A 19721-nucleotide genomic window follows, 5' to 3' on the forward strand; every position below is an offset into this window, starting at 1 on the left:
CCTACCCTTCCGACAGGCCGTAGCCGGCCATGCGCTGACGGACCCGCTCGATCTCGGCGCTCGAGAGCAGCGGCGGTTTACCGATCTGGAGGCAGCCGTGATATTGCCGCGCCAGCGTCTCGACCTCGACGGCGAGCCACATCGCCTTGTCGAGCGTCTGGCCGATCGCGATCATGCCGTGATGGTCCAGCAGGCAGGCGAGCCGCCCCTCCAGCGCGCGCACGGCGTGCTTGGACAATTCCACCGTCCCGAAAGTGGCATAGGGCGCGCAGCGGATGCTGTCGCCGCCGGCCGCCGCGATCATGTAGTGCACCGGCGGGATCTCCATGCCCATGATCGCCAGGATGGTGCAATAGGTCGGATGGGCGTGCACGACGGCGTTGACCTCAGTGCGCGCCTTCAGGATGTCCAGATGGAAGCGCCACTCGCTTGACGGCTTCTGGCTAGGTGCATGCGAGCCGTCCATCGCCATGAAGACGATCTGGTCCGGCGTCATGGTGTCATAGGGCAGGCTGGTGGGCGTGATCAGGAGCCCCTCGCCATGCCGCACGCTGATATTGCCTGAGGTGCCCTGGTTGATGCCGAGCGCATTCATGCGGCGGCAGGCGTCGATGATGGCCTGTCTCTTTGCGAGTTCGTCCGCTGTCATCGACTTCGATTTCATCTCCGACCTTCTTGACGATGGGCGTCTTGTTAGACCCGAAGTACGTCAAAGCAATATGGCTGCGCAAGCGAAAGCGGAACTGTTCAGGCGCCAGATTGCCGACGCGCCCGCATGGGCGATGAATTTATTGTAAAATCAACAGATTAACAGTTCGTCGCGGACCCAGAAGTCTCAACACAGGTTGGCCCGGACAGCCGCAATGCCGTTGATCGCGACTTGCACCGAATAGGCCCGGCGGCATGCCGATCACCCGCGAGCGTACCGCATTTCCGGTGCGGCCGAGCGTGCGCGCGCAGCAGCGTCATGAAGGCGGACAGGGCGAAGTCGAGCATGGCTTGGCGTCACGGAAGGCCAGCCACAGCGGCTCGCGCAGGCCTTCGCGAGGAACATTTGCCTGTCCCGGCTCTTGATCGCGAGAGGATTGAGGAAGGACGAGCCTTCCCGTGTCGCCTCATCAGGAGGACCTATGGCGAAGAAAGCAAAGAAACGTGCACCCGCGAAAAAGGCCGCATCGCGCCGCCCGCGTCGGGTGCCCAAGATGCTGAGCGACCTTTTCCTGGAAACGCTGAAAGACATCTATTACGCGGAGAACAAGATCATCAAGACGCTGCCGAAGATGGCCAAGGCCGCGCATTCGAAGGACCTTGCGGCCGCCTTCAACAAGCACCTGCGGGAGACGCAGGGCCAGGTCAAACGGCTGGAGCAGATCTTCGGGATGCTGGACAAGCCCGCGCGCGGCAAGCCGTGCGAGGCGATCAACGGCATCACCGACGAGGGCGCCGAGATCATGAAAGACTTCAAGAACGCCCCTGCCCTCGACGCCGGCCTGCTTGCCGCGGCGCAGGCCGTCGAGCACTACGAGATCTCCCGATACGGCACACTTCGCACCTGGGCCGAGCAGCTCGGCATGCCCGAGGCGGCAAGGCTGCTGCAGGATACGCTGGATGAGGAAGAGGCGACCGACCACACCCTGACCGAGCTCGCCACGTCGGTCATCAACCTCGAAGCGGAGGCCGAATACCGCGAAGCCGCCTGATCCCGACCACCCGCCCAATTGTAGCCTCCGGCGCCGCGGAACATCTTTCGCGGCGCCGATGCGCCTCAGCACAAGGACCTGGCGCAAGGGCCTGCTCCCGTTCGAGAGGCAGGCATGCCGCCAACGCGCGATGCTGGAATTTGCGGGAACCATCACCATATCCCCGTTTTCCAACCGCAGCGCCTTCTTCCGAGTTTTGCCATGCAACCCAAGAATCCCTTCGACTGGATGCTGTCCGAGGCCCTCGACCAGCTGACCCGCGGCGAACGCATGCGGCAGCAGTTCGGCCGTCAGGACGCCTGCTGGGAGCCGCCGATCGACGTGCTCGAGACCGAGCATGAGCTTCTGATCCTGGTCGCGCTCCCCGGCGTCAATCCGGACAATGTCGAGACGGTCATCCATGACGGGGTCTTGGTCATTTCGGGCCAGCGCACGCTGCCGCCGGAACTTCGCAACGCCCGCATCCACCGGCTCGAGCTGCCGCAGGGACGCTTTGAGCGCCGCATTGCATTGCCCCTTGGCCGCTACGCCATCAGCCGCTTCGTGATGGACGGCTGCGTCGCGCTGCGCCTCGCCAAATCCTGAGGTCGATCATGGCCACCGAACAGATGAATACCGCACAGACCAATCCTGACGTGAAGATCCCGGACGACGCCCTGATCATCATCCCCGTGCGCGAGATGGTGCTGTTCCCCGGCGCCATCGCGCCGATCGCGATCGCCCGGCCGAAATCCGTCGCCGCCGCCCAGCAGGCGCTGCGCGAGCAGCGGCCGGTCGGCATCGTGCTGCAGCGCAGCCCCGAGATCGACGAGCCCGGCCCCGATGATGTCTACAAGGTCGCGACCATCGCCAACATCGTGCGCTACATCACCGCACCCGACGGCACGCATCACATCGTCTGCCAGGGCGTGCAGCGCGCGCGTATCCTCGACTTCCTGCCGGGGACGCCGTTCCTGGCTGCGCGTTTCCAGCAGATCCCCGAGCCGACCACGACCTCACCCGAGATCGAGGCACGGGCGCTGAACCTGCAGCGCCAGGCCATCGAGGCGATCGAGCTGCTGCCCCAGTCCCCGCCGGAGCTGGTCGCGATGTTCCAGGGCACCAGTGCGCCCGGCGCGCTGGCGGACCTGGCGACGTCGTTCATGGACATCAAGCCGCAGGACAAGCAGGAGGTGCTGGAGACCATCGACCTCTCCTTGCGCGTCGAGAAGGTGTCGAAGCACCTGGCCGAACGGCTGGAGGTGCTGCGCATCTCCAACGAAATCGGCCAGAAGACCCGCGCCTCGTTCGACGAGCGGCAGCGCGAGGCGATCCTGCGCGAGCAGATGGCGACGATTCAGCGGCAACTGGGCGAAGGCGACGGCAAGGCCGCCGAAGTCGCCGAGCTGACGGCTGCGATTGCCAAGGCCCACATGCCGCCGGAGGCGGAGGCGCATGCCAAGAAGGAGCTGCGCCGCTACGAGCGCATGCCCGAGGCGGCCAGTGAAGCCGGCATGGTGCGCACCTACCTCGACTGGCTGATCGAGCTGCCCTGGGCGCTGCCCGCGGAGAAGCCGATCGACATCAAGGAAGCACGTCGCATCCTGGATGCGGATCACTATGGCCTGGAGAAGATCAAGAGCCGGATCATCGAATATCTGGCGGTGCGCAAGCTGGCGCCGCAGGGCAAGGCGCCGATCCTCTGCTTCGTCGGCCCGCCCGGCGTCGGCAAGACCTCGCTCGGCCAGTCCATCGCGCGTGCGATGGATCGCCCCTTCGTGCGCGTCAGCCTGGGCGGCGTGCATGACGAGGCCGAGATCCGCGGCCACCGGCGCACCTATATCGGCGCGTTGCCCGGCAACATCATCCAGGGCATCAAGAAGGCGGGCGCCCGCAACTGCGTCATGATGCTGGACGAGATCGACAAGATGGGCCGCGGCGTGCAGGGCGACCCCTCCGCCGCCATGCTGGAGGTGCTCGACCCCGAGCAGAACGGGACGTTCCGGGACAATTATCTGGGCGTGCCCTTCGACCTGTCGCGCGTCGTCTTCATCGCGACCGCCAACATGCTGGACCAGATTCCGGGTCCGCTGCTGGACCGCATGGAGCTGATCAGCCTCGCCGGTTACACCGAGGAAGAGAAGCTGGAGATCGCACGGCGCTATCTGGTGCGGCGCCAGCTCGAGGCCAATGGCCTCTCGCCCGAGCAGGCCGAGATCGAGCCGGAGGCCTTGAAGCTGATCGTCAAGGGTTACACGCGCGAGGCCGGCGTGCGTAACCTCGAGCGCGAGATCGGCAAGGTGTTCCGCCATGCCGCGGTGCAGATTGCCGAAGGCACGACTGCAAAGGTCGTGGTCACTGCAAAGGACATCGCGGCCATACTGGGCCAGCCGCGCTTCGAGGGTGAGATCGCACTGCGCACCAGCGTTCCGGGCGTCGCCACCGGCCTGGCCTGGACGCCTGTCGGCGGCGACATCCTGTTCATCGAGGCCACGCGGGTGCCCGGCAAGGGCGCGATGATCCTGACCGGCCAGCTCGGCGAAGTCATGCGCGAGAGCGTGCAGGCTGCGCTGACGCTGGTGAAGAGCAGAGCCAGCCAGCTCGGCATCGATCCCTCGGTGTTCGAGAAGAGCGACATCCACGTTCACGTGCCCGCGGGGGCAACCCCGAAGGACGGACCGAGCGCGGGCGTTGCGATGTTCACGGCCCTGACGTCGCTGCTCACCAATCGCACGGTGCGGAGCGACACGGCCATGACCGGCGAGATCTCGCTGCGCGGCCTGGTGCTGCCGGTCGGCGGCATCAAGGAGAAGGTGGTAGCTGCGGCCGCGGCCGGCTTGAAGCGGGTGATGCTGCCGGCGCGCAACAAGCGAGATTACGACGACATCCCGAAGAGCGCGCGGGACAATCTCGAATTCATCTGGCTGGAACGTGTCGACGAGGCCATCGCCGCCGCGCTCGAGCCGGCGGAAGTGGGCGCGAAGGTCGAAGCGGCGGAGTGAATGCGATGAAGAAACTGCTGGAAGACGCGAAGCGATCGCGGACAACGCAGAAGCTGCGCCAGCTGCTGGGTCGGGCCATCGACCGGGTGCGCGATGCGCTTTCCGGACCGGAGCCGCGGCTTCAGCCGATCCCGGTCCGGGTGAAGCGCCGCAAGGGTTGAGCCCTCCGTCTCAGGCCCTCGCGGCTGCCCCAAGTCAAAAGGCCCCCTTATCGAGGGGGCCTTTGCGTTATCAGGCCACGGCGTCCTTGGCCGCCTTGACCGGGCGGGCGCGGACGATCTTCCGGGCCGGCTTGGCCTTGAACATCATCTCTTCACCCGTGAACGGGTTGGTGCCCTTGCGCGCCTTGGTCGCGGGCTTCTTGATGACCACGAACTTGGCGAAGCCCGGCACCAGGAACAGGCCGTTCTTCTTGAGCTCCTTGTGGCCGACGTCGGTCAGCGTCTCCATGACGCTCTTGACGTCGCGCTTGGAAAGCTCAGTGGCGGTCGCAATCTTTTCGATCAACTGCGATTTGGACATTTGGGCTGGCATCGTGTCTCCTCTGATTCGTTGCCGGTTGCATATTAGACCAACCGGCGAAGGCCTATAGCCTTCTGCACAGTTTTGTCGCGGTTTTACGGGCTTTTTTGGCCCCCTGAGACAAAAAACCCTGCATTTTAGCGGCTTCCAGAGCGGATGGCGCCTCGCGCAGCGGTTTTTGCCTTGTTTCAAAGGCCCGCAAGCTGCCTTGCTAAAGCTGATTCGATGCTTTCGACAAGCGACGACCGGCCTCTTTGTGAGAGGAGAAGCGCGATTCACCCTGAAAAATAAGGCTTGATCGTCGCCCTGCGACGTTTTTCCCTGCTTTTTACGGGGCCGCGGCGTGCTAGACGCGCTCGATGATGATGGCCGGCGCCATGCCGCCGGCCGCGCACATGGTGACGAGACCGCGCTTGAGGTCGCGCCGTTCGAGTTCGTCGAGCACGGTGCCGATCAGAATCGATCCGGTCGCGCCGATGGGATGACCGAGCGCGATCGAGCCGCCATTGACATTGACCTTGGCGCGGTCGAGCTTGAGATCCCTGATATATTTTTCGGTCACCACCGCAAAGGCCTCGTTGATCTCGAACAGGTCGATGTCGTCGATGGTGAGCCCGGCCTTCGCCAGCACCTTCTTCGTCGCCGGCACCGGCGCGTTCAGCATCAAGGTCGGGGAGTCCCCCATATTGGCCATCGCCACCACGCGAGCGCGGACTTTAAGGCCGTGCGCTCTAGCGTAAGACGGCGATGCGAGCAGGATCGCGGCGGCGCCGTCAACGACGCCAGACGAGTTGCCGGCATGGTGCACGAAGTTGATGTCGAGATCAGGATATTTTTGCAGGATCAGGCCGCGATAGGTCGTGCCCTTGTCGTCCAGCGCATAGTCGGCGATCGCGGGGAACGCCGGCTTCAGGGCAGCCAGCCCTTCCATCGTCGTCCGCGGCCGCGGATATTCTTCATGGTCGAGCGCGAGGCTGCCGTCCTCGCGATGCACGGGCACGAGGCTCTTCTTGAAATGGCCGCCGGCAATCGCCTGCGCGGCGCGCTTCTGGCTTTCGAGGCCAAGCGCGTCGACGTCCTGCCGGGTGATGCCTTCCAGCGTCGCGATCGCATCGGCGCAGACGCCCTGATGCGACTGCGGATGTCTGGCGCGAAGCCGCAGATTGCCGGAGTCCATCATCATCGGACCGCCGCCGCGGCGCCCCTCCATCGACATCATCTCGCAGCCGCCGGCGATGACGAGATCTTCCGCGCCCGCCATGATCGAGTTCGCCGCCATGTTGACGCTGGTGATGCCGGAACCGCAGAAGCGATCTAGCGTCACGGCGCTGGCCCGCACGTCATAACCGGCATCCAGCGCCGACATGCGGCCGAGATCGCCGCTTTGCGTTGCCACCTGCGCGCTGCAGCCCCAGACGATGTCGTCGACATCGGCGGTGTTGATCCCGGTGCGATCGGCCAGCGCGCGCAGCACGGTGGCACCTAATTGCTGCGGATGAATGCCTGAGAGAGCTCCCTTGCCGGCCTTGCCGACGCCGCGCGGGGTCCGGCAGGCATCGATGATCAGCGCGTCGGTCATGGACGTTGTCCTCTTGTTATGCGTGTTGAGGACGGTTTTGAATCAGGGGGAGAGGGGAGTCAATGAGAGGCGGCTATGTCCCCTCGCCGGCATTCCGCAGCGCGGTTAATGCACAAAGGTCTCCGCACGTCATGGCCGGGCTTGTCCCGGCCATCCACGCCCTGCAACGCGGCACAAAGAACGTGAATGCCCGGGACAAGCCCGGGCATGACGACCTTCTGCATGAATGATGAGATCACACCCCCGCCGCGTTCCTCGCGATCACGTTGCGGTAGAAGCTCGCGCTGAGTTTTGGCGTTCGCACCTGGGTGTCGAAATTGACGTGGTAGAGTCCGAAGCGCTTGTTAAGGCCGAACACCCATTCGAAATTGTCGAGCAGGCTCCAGAGGAAATAACCACGCACCGGCACGCCTTCCGCGGTGGCACGCTGAAGCTGGGCCAGATAGTTGCGCAAGTACATGATGCGGTCGGTGTCGTAGATCTTGCCGTCGGGCGTGACCTGATCCTCGCCGGAGGCACCGTTCTCGGTGATATAGATCGCATCGGTCTTCCAGATCTTTGCCGCGAGCTTCGGCACCCAATAGATCGTCTCGGGGCCGACGCGCAGCCAATCCGAATTCATGTGCGGAAAGGATTTCGGGATCGGCAGCGGCATGAAGCCCGCGCCCTGATCGGAGGCGACGATATAGTGCTGCGGCGCGTAGATGTTGAGGCCGAGGAAGTCGACCGGTGAGCCGATGACCTTCAACTCCGCGTCGGTGTATTTCGGCGCATCGGCGCCTGCATATTTCAGGAATGCGTCGGTGTAACGGCCCGTCATGATGACGTTGAGATAGCCGGCGTTCAGCTCGCGCAGCGCGATCTCGGTGGCGCGGACGTTCTCGGGCGTGTCGATCGCGGGAATGCAGGCATCGATGTTCTCGGCAGGTCCGACGCGCGTGCCGCGGCGGCCATGGGCGCGCACCGCCTGCACGGCGAGACCATGCGCGAGTGCGCTGTTGTGCCTGATCTGGTTCACGTCGGCCTGCGGCAGCGTCAGGCCGGGCGCATCGATGCCGATGCCGTAGCCGAAATAGACGAAGCGGCCGCTCTCGTTCAGCGTGAACACATTCCTGACGCGATCGGTCAGATGCTCGGCGACATAGGCCGAATAGTCGCCGAAGATCTTGCAGGTCTCGGTCGACCGCCAGCCGCCAAAGCGATCCTGCAATGATTGCGGCAGGTCCCAGTGATAAAGCGTCAGCCACGGCTCGATGCCGTTCTTCAGGAGCTCGTCGATCAGGCGATTGTAGAAGTCGAGTCCCCTGGGGTTCGGCTTGCCGTCGCCATCGGGGAACACCCGCGGCCAGGCCACCGAGAAGCGATAGGCCTTGCAGCCGAGCTCCTTGATCAGTGCAATGTCGTCCTTGTAGCGATGATAATGCTCAACGGCGCGATCGCCATTGGTGCCGTCCTCGATCTTGCCGGGGATGCGGACGAACTTGTCCCAGATCGAGCCCCCTCGCCCGTCCTCCTCGACCGCACCCTCGACCTGATAGGACGAGGTCGCCGTACCCCAGAGGAAGCCCGGCGGAAAACTACTCCCGCTGCGCGGCGCCGCTGCCGGCTTGGCCTCGACCATTGCAAGGGGACTTGCGATTCCTGCTGCGGAGAGTCCCGCGACTTTCGCGAACTGGCGACGCGAGACCTTGTCCGACATTGATGCTGCCCCGAAAAGATTGATGCGGCGGCACCATGACGGGGCGCAGACGGTTTGAGAAGTGCCGGCGCCGAGATTTGTGGATGCGGAATTGCGCTGTCCCGACGCGCGATATCGAAGCAGGCGCGATGCTTCCGCGCTCAGCGCGAGCGCCTCGGCAGCTTTGGCAGCTTGGCGGGATTGAACGCCGGGACCTCCTCGGTCCGTTCGGGCTCGGCCGGCTGTTCCGCCAGAATGAGCGTTCCCAGGAGGACGACTCCCCTCGCCTGCGCGGCCGTCGCCGTGTAGGTCGCGATCTTGCCGGGGCACGTGCCCTCGATGTCCAGCGTAAGTTCATCATAGACGCCGAACACCGTGTCACGTCCTTCGGTGTGACGCTTCGTCGACACGGTCGCGGTGAAACGGTCGCCATCGATTTCCAGGGAGCCGTGATACGTCATCAGGCTGTCGCGGCCCCAGATCTGGCCATCGGCGACATGGACAATGCCGGTGCCCTGGTCGAATGGCGTCTTGTACCACGCCGCGTAGGTCCCGTCCCTCAGCATGGGCCGTCTCCCCTGGTCTCGCTACGCCAATTCATGCGCACGATCAGCGCTAAAGCCCGGTTAATGAGCCGGCCCGTACGAATCCGGTCCCTCTGGCCTCAAGTTCCCTGTACATGTTCAGGAGGATGAACGCCGGAGAGGCGAACTTCGAGGGGACTTCGCGCGAACAACACCTGCTGTTGCACGCTCGACGTGCTTTTGCTACGGTTGAGGTACGCGCCTCATTTCACCTCATGGGCCGACCGGTGACCCCGCCCTTGCCGCAAAGTAGCGGATCGGCGGCCGACCTGTGCGTCCAGTGAGGAGGATGAGGCATGTGCCCGGTTCGGGCTGAAGCAGAGTTGGCCTTCATGAAGGGCCGACCGCCAAAGGGGAGGATGGTAATGAAGCGTCTCTTGCTCGCAGGTGTATCTGTCGCGTTCGCGATGTCTCTGGGCCTCGGCTCGGTCGATGCGGCCGACAAGAAGGTTCTGGCCTTCGTCGTCAACGGCGCGTCCGACTTCTGGAAGATCGCGGAAGCCGGCGTGAAGAAGGCTCAGGGCGAGCTGCCCAACTACAATCTTCAGCTCAAATATCCGGAACAGGCCGCCGCGGCCGTCCAGCAGCGCATGATGGACGACCTCGTCGCCGCCGGTGCCGCCGGCATCATGGTCAGCGCGGTCGATCCGAAGAACCAGGTCGAGCATCTCAACAAGATCGCTTCGCAGACGCTGCTGTTCACCACCGACAGCGACGCGCCGAACTCGAAGCGCATCGCCTATATCGGCTCGTCCAACGTCGACCTCGGCAAGGACGCCGGCAAGCTGATGCTGAAGGCGCTGCCGAACGGCGGCAAGTGCGTCGGCTTCGTCGGCCTGCCCGGCGCCGACAACGCCCGCGAGCGCATCGAGGGCGTCAAGGAGACCATCAAGGGCTCCAAGGTCGAGCTGGTCGACGTTCGCGGCGACGAGATCGATCAGACCCGCGCCAAGCGCAACGTCGAGGACATCCTCGCCGCCATGCCCGACGTGAGCTGCCTGGTCGGCTTCTACTCCTACAACACGCCGCGCATTTATGAAGTGCTGAAGGAGGCCGGCAAGCTCGGCAAGATCCAGATCATCGGCTTCGACGAGGATCCGATCACGCTGGGCGGCGTCAAGGAAGGCGCCATCGCCGGCACCGTCGTGCAGCAGCCGTTCGAGTGGGGCTACCAAGGCATGAAGCTGATGGCGAAGTACATCGAGGGCGACAAGTCCGGCGTACCCGCGGGCGGCATCATCATCGTGCCCGGCAAGGTCATCGACAAGAGCAATGTCGACGACTTCATGGCCTCGATGAAGGCGATGCTCAAGAAGTAGGAGACGCGCGGGCGTTGCCCGCAGCCTTCAATGACTGAGCCGTTTCTCGAACTCGTCGACATCAGCAAGAGCTATCCCGGCGTGGTCGCACTCGACCACGTCGGCCTTGCCGTGTCGCCGGGCGAGGTGATCGCGCTGATCGGCGAGAACGGCGCCGGCAAGTCGACCTTGATGAAGGTGCTCGGCGGCGTGGTCGAGCCGAGTGGCGGCCGCATCCGCGTCGACGGCGTCGAGCGCAGCGCGCTGACGGTGGCCGAGGCGATCGCCGCGGGCATCGCCTTCGTCCATCAGGAGCTCAACCTGTTCGACAATCTCGACGTAGCCGGCAACGTCTTCATCGGCCGCGAGCCCGTGCATGGCGGGCCGCTGCGGCTGATCGACCGCAAGGCGCTCTACGCCAGGACGCAGCCGCTGCTCGACCGCCTCGGGGCCGATTTCGCGCCGGACGCGCCGCTCGCCGAGCTGTCGCTGGCCCAGCGCCAGCTCGTCGAGATCATGAAGGCGCTGTCGCTCGATGCGCGCCTTGTGATCATGGACGAGCCGACATCGAGCCTGACCCTTTCCGAGACCGACCGCCTGATGCGGGTCATCGCGGCCCTGAAGGCCCACGGCGTCAGCATCATCTTCATCACCCATCGCCTCAACGAGGTGATGCAATGCGCCGACCGCGCGGTGGTGTTGCGCGACGGACGCATGGTCGGCGCGCTGACCCGCGCCGAGCTTTCGCCGGCCGCGATGATCCGCCTGATGATCGGGCGCGACCTCAAATCGCTCTATGTGCCGCCGGCCGCCCCGCCCGGCGAAGCCGTGCTCGACATCGTCGAGGCCGTGACCGACACCTATCCGGAGCGCACGGTGAGCCTTTCGGTTCGCCGCGGCGAGATTTTGGGGCTGGCCGGCCTCGTCGGCTCCGGCCGGACCGAGCTGGCGCGCGCTATTTTCGGCGTCGATCCGCTCCGGGGCGGCGCGATCAAGCTGAACGGCGAAGCCATCCGCGTGACCAACCCGCGCGCGGCGATCGACCATGGCATCTACCTGATCCCGGAGGACCGCAAGGGCTGCGGGCTGCTGCTCGACGTGTCGATCGCCGAGAACATTTCGCTGCCGGATCTGGCGTCCTATCTGCGCTTCCTCCTGGTGAACACCGCGCAGGAGACCAAGAACGCGCGGATCCAGCGCGAGCAGCTCAAGATCCGCGCGCCTGATGTTGCAACCAGTGTCGGCTCGCTGTCCGGCGGCAATCAGCAGAAGGTCGTGCTGGCCAAATGGCTGTCGATGCGGCCCAAGGTGCTGATCTTCGACGAGCCGACGCGCGGCGTCGACGTGGGTGCCAAGCAGGAGATCTACGAGATGCTGCGCCGGCTGACCGACGCCGGCGTCGCGATCCTGATGATTTCGAGCGACATGGAAGAGGTGATCGGGGTCAGCGACCGGATCGCCGTCATGCACGAGGGCGCGATCTCGGGGTTCCTTGATCGCAGCCAGTTCAGCGAGCACAACGTGCTTCAATTGGCCGTCGGCCACGCGGTTTGAGATGAGGGTGCCTTGAACAAGAAAGATCTGAGCCTGCTGGTCCTGATCCTCGTCGTCGGCGCGGTGGTGGCCTTCATCAATCCGCGTTTCCTCTACGTCGGCAATCTCTCCAACACGCTGAACCAGGTCGGGATGTTCGGCATCTTCTCGATCGCGGAGGCCTTCGTCATCATCATCGGCGGGATCGAGCTCTCGGTCGGATCGGTGATCGCGCTGCTCGGCGTTCTCTTCATCGACCTCATCGTCAATCACGACGTCAACTGGATGCTCGCCGTTGCCGCGATCATCGCGAGCGGCCTCGTGATCGGTCTCGTGCACGGCGCGCTGGTGACGCGGATGCATATCCAGCCGTTCGTGGTGACGCTGTGCGGGCTTCTGATCTATCGCGGCGCGGCGCGCTATTACACCGAGGACGCGACCGCCGGCTTCGGCTTCGGCGCCAGCTTCCCGACGCTGGAATGGCTGACCGCGGGCCGCACCAATGTGCTCGGCTTTCCGGTCCCGCACAGCATCGTGGCGCTGATTGTCGTTGCTGTCGTTGCATGGGTGCTGCTGCACCGCTCGGTGTTCGGCCGCTATCTCTACGCCGTCGGCAAGAACGAGGAGGCCGCGCGCTATTCGGGCATCCGCTCCGAGCGCGTGATGGTTTCGGCCTATGTCATCTGCGGCGGGTTGACCGCGTTTGCCGCGATCCTGTTCGCGATGTACACCCGCTCGATCTCGCCGGCCGTGCACGGCTCGTTCTACGAGCTCTATGCCATCGCCGCGGCCGTGCTCGGCGGCTGCTCCTTGCGCGGCGGCGAAGGCTCGATCGTCGGCGTCGTGCTCGGCACCGTGCTGCTGCAGGTGCTGCAGAACCTGGTCAATCTCCTGGGCATCCCGAGCTCGCTGAATTTCGCCGTGATGGGCGCAGTGATCCTGATCGGCGTGCTCGCCGACCAGTATCTCGTCCAGCGTCGGCAGCGCGTGAGCGCGGCCAAGGGCCGGACCCAGGCAAGCCTCACGGCTGCCCCGCTCGAGGGGTGACGGCGGGAGGAAAGCCGAAAACAACCCCATGCACAGTAGCCGGCGATAACGAAATCAATGGCCTAATGCGCAATGCGATCGGGATGACCAATCATCGCGCATGAGCTCGTCGTTCGCGCACAGTATTTCCGAAAAACAGAATAACGCTTGTCCCGTCGGGCAACGGGCCTGATGGGTCGGGCCCCTCCCTCCGCTGGTCGCTATCGTTATCCTCAAGCTTCACATCGGGCCACATGGCGAGCCGAGCAGATCATGCGCGCCCGACGTCATCTCAACATCGCGCCGGCATGATGCCGAAGCTGGGCCGCCGCGCCGCTTGAACTATCCCATGGATAAATCGCGTTGTGACTTGGTTCATAGTCCCCGGCCAACAGCGGGGCCTATAAAACTTGAGGTTGAGGACCAAACAACCGGCGTACCTTCGAAAGCGGAACTGAAAGGAATTAGCACGAGGAGATTGGATTATGCTCGGATTGAAACAAAAGATCGCGTTCACCGCAGTACTGGTCATTAGCGCTGTCCCTTCCGGAAGCAAGGCATTCACAATTGAGCAATGCTCTGACGCTGTTGAGCGAGACTACGCGAATTGCAGCGCAGGCTCGTATTATCAAAATTTCGGCCAGTGCGAAAATAGGCGGGCGCAGGGGTTGGCGTTCTGCTTACAGGGCCGATACGTGCCACCCGGTGCAAGCCTAAAAGACCAATGTCTTACGAGAGTACAAGCAGAGTGGGCGAACTGTGGTTACAGGAATGTTTGCGCGAACAGGTGGATTCAGGGGCTCCAGGAATGTAACTCCTACCCCGGTTGATGGAAGCCGGACATTACTGAACTACAAGCGGGCCTTCGTCGACGGCGGGGCCGGTCGTGTCTAGCCAGCGAGCCGCAGCGCGCCTCACCAATGCGATAAAATCAGCAGCTTGATGGTGAGCACTCGCCCTAGAACGTCACCCGCATCCCCGCATAGAACGCGCGCGGCCTTGCCGGGCTCAGCGAGCGCGGGTCGGTGAAGGGGTTGCCGCCGCTCGTGAAGTTCGGCAGAGCGCCGGTGTCGAAGAACTGGCCGTAGGTCGCGTACCTGTTGTCGAAGACATTGTCGACCTTGCCGTAGAGCTGGACCTGCTTGCTGACCTGGTAGGAGGTGTGCAGGTTGAAGACCGTGTAGGATGGCAGCTTGGAAGATTGGTTGGATTCGTCGCCGACCAAATATTGGCTGGAGACGAACAGCGCGTTGCCGCCGACCTTCCACTCGTCGGTCACGGCATATTCGACACCGACCTTGACACGGTGGCGCGGGATCGCGGGGATCTGGTTGCCTGGCAAGACCTGGATGTGGCCGTCCGCATCGGCGAACGGGCTGTTGGAGCCGAGCGTCAATGGATCGAGGAAGCGGGCATCGATGAAGGTGTAGCTCGTCTGGAACTGAAGCGCCTGCGACTTGATGTCGACCTCGGCCTCCAGCCCCTGCCGCCGTGTCCGGCCGACATTGCTGAAATAGCCAAAGCCGGTTCGATCAGGAACGGGGACGGCTAGGATGTCATCATAGTTGGTGGCGCGGAAGCCACCGAGCTTCCAGCCGAGCGTGCCGATGTTCAGCTCTCTGGTGCCGCGCAGGCCCGCTTCGACGGTCTTGGACACGACCTGCTTCAACGGCGGATCGGAGACCAGAAACGCCGCGATAAGACAGGGATTGTGCGGATCGGCGCAGCCGAGCTCGAGCGGCGTCGGCACGCGGTTGGCCTCGGAATAGCCGGCATAGGCGGTCAGCTCCGACGTGATCTTGTAGGTGCCGCCGATCACCGGATTGAACCTTGTGTAGGTGTAGTCGCCGTTCAGCGCGGTGCCGAGCTGGTCCTCCAGCGAGATGCGCGCCACGTTGAAGCGGCCTCCGCCTGTGACCGCGAAGGCGTCCGTCACGTTGAACGTATCGGTCGCATACAGGCCGTTATATTGATTGACCGTCCGCAGCGAGACGGGACCGGCAAGCCCGGTCCCGATCGTGCCTGATGGCCCGAGGAAGACGCCGCTGCCAGTCACGACGTAGTTCTGTCCGATCGAGCCAATCTCCGCCATGGCATCGTAGCGCGTGGTGCTGGCATCGTAGCTCGTGCCGATCACGAAGCGGTTCTCGTGCCCGAACAATTGATCGGTGTTGGTGGCCTGCCCCGAGACGCCAAAGCTGGTTGAGCGTATCGAGCTGCGGTCGATCTCGCCGAGGATCGTGCCCGGCGCAAAGGGATTGCCGAGCTGGACGCCGTTCGCGCCGTTCGCAGGCGTTGCACCGTCGCCGAAGCACAGCAGCGTCGCATCCGCCGTGCACTCCTCGACGTTGGTTGGATTGCCGTCGACGACCTTGTGCTCGTAGCGGCGCACATGCGCGGTACCTTCGAGCGTCCAGGTCGGCGTCGCGTCGGCCTTGGCCGTGAGGTTGAGATAGCCGACGCGGTTGGAGCTGGTTTGCGGCGTCGTGTAGGTCGCGCCCCAGTAATTGCTTAGGAGCTCGGCCGGAACGGTGGCGCTGGCGCCGAAATCGTTCTTGGCAGCTCCCACATTGACATGGAATTCGCTGTCGCCCGCGATGTAGCCGACGTCGCTGTAGAAGCGCCGCACATCCGATTGGGAGAAGTTGCGGAAGCCGTTGTCGTGCAGGCCTTCGAGCGCGGCGTAGACGCCGTAGTTCTGGTCGACCTGCTTGCCCCATTGTGCCGAGCCCTGGATGCGGCCGAACGAGCCGCCCATGACATCGAGCTCCGCTCCCTGATAGGTGAAGCCGTCCTTCATTTGCAGATTGATCGCGCCGCCGAGGGCGTTGAGGCCAAAGGCGGGATTGTTGGTCACCAGCGTCGCCGACCTGATCGCCGCGGTCGGGATCAGGTCCCAGTTGACGGCGTCCGAGAACGCTTCGTTGATGCGCACGCCGTTCTGGTACACGGCGAGGCCTTGCGGCGTGCCTGTCACGGGCGAGGCGATAAAGCCGCGAAACTCGACATTGGGCTGGAACGGGTTGCCGGTGACTTCGCTGATGCTGACGCCGGCGATGTTGTCGCGCAGCGCATCGGTGACGTTGAGCGAGCCGGTGCGCTTGATCTGATTGGCATCGACCGCGTTGATCGCCGACGGAACCTTGTCGACCTCGAGGCCTCTGCCGGTGCCGGGCTCGGTCGGATAGACGTAGATCCGGCCACTGCTCCTCGGCTTGCCTGCGTTCGCAGCCGTCCGCGCGATGCGGCGCGGCGGTGCGCGACGCGCGACCAGCTGCGGCGCCACCACCTCGATCGCCGGCAGATTCTGGACGTTGGTCTCCTCATCCTGCGCGGCGCGCCCGTCGGTCGCGAGAACGAATCCCGACATCAGCCCTGATGAGACCGAGGCCACCAAGAGACGTCGCGTGTGTCCAGCCCAGCGCATTCCCATCGTTCCACCCGTAACCACCGGCTGCTTTCTTGTTCGCCTGATGGTTTGAAACGAGTGTAATCGGCGGCACCTGATGCACTAGCCACAAAAGGTCGTACGCCATCCGCACCCGTTTTCCCGACAGAATCGGGAATTATTCCCGATCGGGAATTTTCCCGCTTGAACCGGGCGCGATCAGGCCGCCGAGGTTGGAACCAATGCTTCCACAGTGACGCCACTCTCGCCTGAGGCCACGTTGAGCGTGCCACCGAGCGCCAGAATGCGCTCGCGCATACCGACAAGGCCGAAGCCGAGCTTCTGGCCAGGCTCCATGCCGCGGCCGTTGTCGCTGACCCGCACACGCGCGCAGCAGCGACCATCGCGGCCCGGCTGCTCCGCGGGCTCGATCACCACATCGATCGCAGTCGCGCCGGCGTGGCGGAACGCGTTGGTGAGCGCCTCCTGCACGACGCGATAGATGGTGAGGTCGGCCGTCTCGCCGGTGACGCCGAGCGCGGGCGAGATCGTGGTCTCGATGGTGACGTCGGGATGCGACTCCCGCCACAGCCGCGACAGCGATTCCAGCGCCTTGCCGAGGCCTAGCTCGGCAAGGCCGACCGGCCGCAACCGCTCCAGCACACGCCGCGTGAACTGCTGCAGCGCGTTGATCTGCTCCAGCAGTGCGACGCCGTGCTTTCGCACGGCGTCTGCGCTCGGGGCCCGCCCATCGGCCAGCTTTGCCAGCGCGCTGGCATGGGCGCGCAGCGAGAACAGATACGGCCCGAACTCGTCATGCAGCTCGCGCGCAATCTCCTTGCGCTCGACGTCCTGGAGCGACACCGCGCGCTCGGCAAGGCGCCGCTTGTCCTCGACCGCCTCGCCGAGTGTCGCCGCCAGATGATTGAGCCTGGTGCAGATCGCAGCCAACTCAGGCGCGCCACCGGGCGCAACGCGTGCACCGTAGTCGCCGCCCTCGAGCTCGCCCATGGTCTGCGCCAGGGACTGGAGCGGCGCAAGCGCCCGGCCGACAACTGTCATCATCACCAGGAACAGCACCAGCGCGATCACGGAGCCGACCTCGAGCTGGGTGACGATGGCGTCCCAGATCTCGGCGATCTCGTCATTGGGATGCGAGGTGATCACCAGCGAGCCGGGCTTGCCATGAACCGTAACAGGCACGCTGACGGCGGTCTGCTCGGGATGAACCAGGCTGACGAACCAGGCCGGCGGCCCCGGCGTATCGTCGTCCGCATCGGGCCGCGGCGGTGTCAGCGGGTTACCGCCGGCATCGCGAAGCGCGATGCTGACATGACGCAGACGGTTCAGATCGTGCGCGATCCGGTCCAGCCTCGCATCGGGGTCCGGCGCCTCGTTGAGATCGGCAACGATCATCTCGATGAATTCGCGCGCCAGCCGGATCACGCTCTGGTCCTCGGCCTGCACGCGCGGCCCCGCTTCCGCGACCTGGCGGGCGATGTTGACCGCGAGCCCGAGGGCAAGCAGCAGCGCCAGCAGAAGGTTGATGCGCCCGCGCAAGGAAAGATTTTGCCACATTGCTTTCGCCCGTACCCGCTGCCGATCGCTCGCGCCTGCCCAATAGCGTTGACAGGGGCGAAGCGCCCGATATCTAATCGGAAGCGTACAGCAATCCCGGGCGGGTTGCATGGGCCGACAAGCTTCTCGGTGGGCATCATGCGGCGCGAAATCGCGAGACTCACGCGACAACGAAACTGAAGAGTCCGGTGCTGTCGCGGGGAACGCCTATGCGCATTCTGATCGTCGACGATCATCCCATTGTCGCCTCCGGCTGCCGCGCCGTGCTGGCCGACGAAGGCGAGGTCGAGATCCTGGAGGCCGCCGACGCCGAGGATGGCGAGAGCGTCTTCATCGTCGAGCGCCCCGACCTCTGCATCATCGACATCAACTTGCCGACGGTCTCCGGCTTCGAGCTGGCGCGCCGCATCCTCGGGCACGCGCCGGATGCCCGCATCATCATGTTCAGCATGAACGACGACCCCGCCTTCGCCGCGCGCGCGATCGAATGCGGCGCCAGGGGCTACGTCTCCAAGACCGGCGATCCCGATGATCTCGTCGAGGCGATCCGCGCCGTCGGCGGTGGCGGAACTTACTTGCCGAGTGCGATCGCGCGCAGCATCGCCTTCGCGGGGCCCGCACTGGCGCAGAGCCCGCTGTCGAAGCTGAACGCGCGCGAGATGGAGATCTTGCGGCTGCTCAGCGCCGGAAAAAGCCTGTCCGAAATCGCCTGGCTGGTGCAATCGTCCTACAAGACGGTCGCCAACACCTCCTCGATCATGCGCCAAAAGCTGGGGGTGAAGACCTCGGTCGAGCTGGTGCGGCTGGCGATCGACAGCGGCGTCGCCTGAACGCGCGCCACAAACTTTGGTCACACAGGCATTGCATTCTCGATGTGGCGAGATGCCACGGAGCTATCAGGCATGACGATCCAGACTGTCTCGACCAACAAGTCCCATGGCGGCGTGCAGGGCGTATATCGCCATGCAAGTATGGCGACCGGAACCGATATGGTGTTCTCGGTCTATGTTCCCCCGCATGCCGAAGGCGCCAAGCTGCCCGTCGTCTGGTATCTCTCCGGCCTCACCTGCACCCATGCCAACGTCACCGAGAAGGGCGAATTCCGCAAAGCCTGCGCCGAGCTCGGCCTGATCTTCGTCGCCCCCGACACCTCGCCGCGCGGCCCGGACGTGCCTGGCGATCCGAACAATGCCTATGATTTCGGCCTGGGCGCCGGCTTCTATGTCGATGCGACGGAGGCACCGTTCGCGCGCAATTATCGGATGTGGAGCTATGTCACCGACGAATTGCCGAAGCTCGTGGCGGGACATTTTCCCGTCGATGCCAAGCGGCAATCGATCATGGGCCATTCCATGGGCGGCCACGGCGCGCTGACGGTAGCGCTGCGCAATCCGCACCGCTACCGCGCCGCCAGCGCCTTCGCCCCGATCGTGGCGCCATCACAGGTGCCGTGGGGTATCAAGGCGCTGACCGGCTATCTCGGTCCGAACAAGGAGGCCTGGCGCAGCCATGACACCGTGGCGCTGATCGAGGACGGCGCAAAGTTTTCCGGCTTCCTGGTCGATGTCGGCGAGGCCGACAATTTCCTGAAAGAGCAGCTCAAGCCCGAGCTGCTGCAGGCCGTTTGCACCAAGGCCAACATCCCGCTGACGCTGCGGCGGCAGCCGGGCTATGACCACAGCTATTATTTCATCTCGACCTTCATGAGCGACCATCTGCATTGGCATGCGGAGCGGCTGAAGGGGTGAGGTCTTTTCTTCTCCCCTTGCGGGAGAAGGTGGCGCGAAGCGCCGGATGAGGGGTTCTCTCCGCTCGCATCGGTGTTCGCGAGGATAGATACCCCTCACCCGTCTC

General features: G+C 64.3%; 16 protein-coding genes. 9 read left to right on the forward strand and 7 right to left on the reverse strand.

Translation table 11 applies throughout. From position 1 onward, the window contains the following. Position 1: 1 nt before the first annotated feature. Positions 2 to 649, reverse strand: a complete 648-nt coding sequence (locus XH80_RS28485) for an L-fuculose-phosphate aldolase (protein ID WP_057751379.1) — start codon at positions 647 to 649, stop codon at positions 2 to 4. A gap of 481 nt (positions 650 to 1130) precedes the next feature. Here XH80_RS28485 and XH80_RS28490 point away from each other — a divergent pair, with 481 nt between their 5' ends. The 4 genes from XH80_RS28490 to XH80_RS28505 all read left to right on the forward strand — a co-directional run bounded on the left by XH80_RS28490 (position 1131) and on the right by XH80_RS28505 (position 4842). Continuing rightward, positions 1131 to 1700 (forward strand): YciE/YciF ferroxidase family protein, encoded by a 570-nt coding sequence (locus XH80_RS28490; protein ID WP_271601436.1) that lies wholly within the window; start codon positions 1131 to 1133, stop codon positions 1698 to 1700. A 201-nt stretch (positions 1701 to 1901) separates the two neighbouring features. After that, the gene (locus XH80_RS28495; RefSeq protein WP_057751381.1) at positions 1902 to 2285 is read left to right on the forward strand and encodes an Hsp20/alpha crystallin family protein; all 384 of its coding nucleotides are present in this window, start codon (positions 1902 to 1904) and stop codon (positions 2283 to 2285) included. 8 nt (positions 2286 to 2293) lie between these two features. Continuing rightward, on the forward strand, positions 2294 to 4681 hold the full coding sequence (gene lon / locus XH80_RS28500) for an endopeptidase La (protein ID WP_271601437.1): 2388 nt from the start codon (positions 2294 to 2296) through the stop codon (positions 4679 to 4681). Between the two features lie 5 nt (positions 4682 to 4686). Beyond that, the gene (locus tag XH80_RS28505; RefSeq protein WP_271601438.1) at positions 4687 to 4842 is read left to right on the forward strand and encodes a hypothetical protein; all 156 of its coding nucleotides are present in this window, start codon (positions 4687 to 4689) and stop codon (positions 4840 to 4842) included. 70 nt (positions 4843 to 4912) lie between these two features. Here the strand turns inward: XH80_RS28505 and XH80_RS28510 are convergent, their stop codons facing one another. The 4 genes from XH80_RS28510 to XH80_RS28525 all read right to left on the reverse strand — a co-directional run bounded on the left by XH80_RS28510 (position 4913) and on the right by XH80_RS28525 (position 9026). After that, on the reverse strand, positions 4913 to 5215 hold the full coding sequence (locus XH80_RS28510; RefSeq protein WP_008139488.1) for an HU family DNA-binding protein: 303 nt from the start codon (positions 5213 to 5215) through the stop codon (positions 4913 to 4915). A gap of 334 nt (positions 5216 to 5549) precedes the next feature. Beyond that, entirely contained in the window at positions 5550 to 6782 is a 1233-nt protein-coding gene (locus XH80_RS28515) for an acetyl-CoA C-acetyltransferase (protein ID WP_271601439.1), read from the reverse strand. A 235-nt stretch (positions 6783 to 7017) separates the two neighbouring features. Next, positions 7018 to 8481 carry a GH1 family beta-glucosidase gene (locus XH80_RS28520; RefSeq protein WP_271601440.1) on the reverse strand — a complete coding sequence of 488 codons (1464 nt, stop codon included), beginning with the start codon at positions 8479 to 8481 and terminating at the stop codon, positions 7018 to 7020. A 140-nt stretch (positions 8482 to 8621) separates the two neighbouring features. Continuing rightward, positions 8622 to 9026, reverse strand: a complete 405-nt coding sequence (locus XH80_RS28525; protein ID WP_271601441.1) for a hypothetical protein — start codon at positions 9024 to 9026, stop codon at positions 8622 to 8624. A gap of 383 nt (positions 9027 to 9409) precedes the next feature. Here XH80_RS28525 and XH80_RS28530 point away from each other — a divergent pair, with 383 nt between their 5' ends. Genes XH80_RS28530 through XH80_RS28540 form a run of 3 tightly spaced genes read left to right on the forward strand, consistent with a single transcriptional unit; the run spans position 9410 to position 12922 of the window. Continuing rightward, positions 9410 to 10363, forward strand: a complete 954-nt coding sequence (locus XH80_RS28530) for a sugar-binding protein (protein ID WP_057750794.1) — start codon at positions 9410 to 9412, stop codon at positions 10361 to 10363. A gap of 30 nt (positions 10364 to 10393) precedes the next feature. Next, complete coding sequence (locus XH80_RS28535) at positions 10394 to 11896, forward strand: sugar ABC transporter ATP-binding protein (RefSeq protein WP_271601442.1); 1503 nt, start codon at positions 10394 to 10396, stop codon at positions 11894 to 11896. Between the two features lie 12 nt (positions 11897 to 11908). Beyond that, on the forward strand, positions 11909 to 12922 hold the full coding sequence (locus tag XH80_RS28540) for an ABC transporter permease (RefSeq protein ID WP_271601443.1): 1014 nt from the start codon (positions 11909 to 11911) through the stop codon (positions 12920 to 12922). Between the two features lie 937 nt (positions 12923 to 13859). On the opposite strand, the gene XH80_RS28545 is transcribed toward XH80_RS28540, so the two are convergent. Together XH80_RS28545 and XH80_RS28550 are read right to left on the reverse strand one after the other, a co-directional pair. Further along, positions 13860 to 16328, reverse strand: a complete 2469-nt coding sequence (locus XH80_RS28545) for a TonB-dependent receptor (protein WP_442868528.1) — start codon at positions 16326 to 16328, stop codon at positions 13860 to 13862. 180 nt (positions 16329 to 16508) lie between these two features. Next, positions 16509 to 17867, reverse strand: coding sequence for a histidine kinase (locus tag XH80_RS28550; protein WP_271601445.1), 1359 nt, complete (start codon positions 17865 to 17867; stop codon positions 16509 to 16511). 209 nt (positions 17868 to 18076) lie between these two features. Here XH80_RS28550 and XH80_RS28555 point away from each other — a divergent pair, with 209 nt between their 5' ends. Together XH80_RS28555 and fghA are read left to right on the forward strand one after the other, a co-directional pair. Continuing rightward, the gene (locus XH80_RS28555) at positions 18077 to 18697 is read left to right on the forward strand and encodes a response regulator (protein WP_271601446.1); all 621 of its coding nucleotides are present in this window, start codon (positions 18077 to 18079) and stop codon (positions 18695 to 18697) included. A 72-nt stretch (positions 18698 to 18769) separates the two neighbouring features. Continuing rightward, positions 18770 to 19615, forward strand: coding sequence for an S-formylglutathione hydrolase (gene fghA / locus XH80_RS28560; protein ID WP_271601447.1), 846 nt, complete (start codon positions 18770 to 18772; stop codon positions 19613 to 19615). The last annotated feature ends 106 nt before the right edge of the window (positions 19616 to 19721 follow it).

This window comes from Bradyrhizobium sp. CCBAU 45384 (assembly GCF_028128665.1).
GTDB classification, from domain to species: domain Bacteria; phylum Pseudomonadota; class Alphaproteobacteria; order Rhizobiales; family Xanthobacteraceae; genus Bradyrhizobium; species Bradyrhizobium manausense.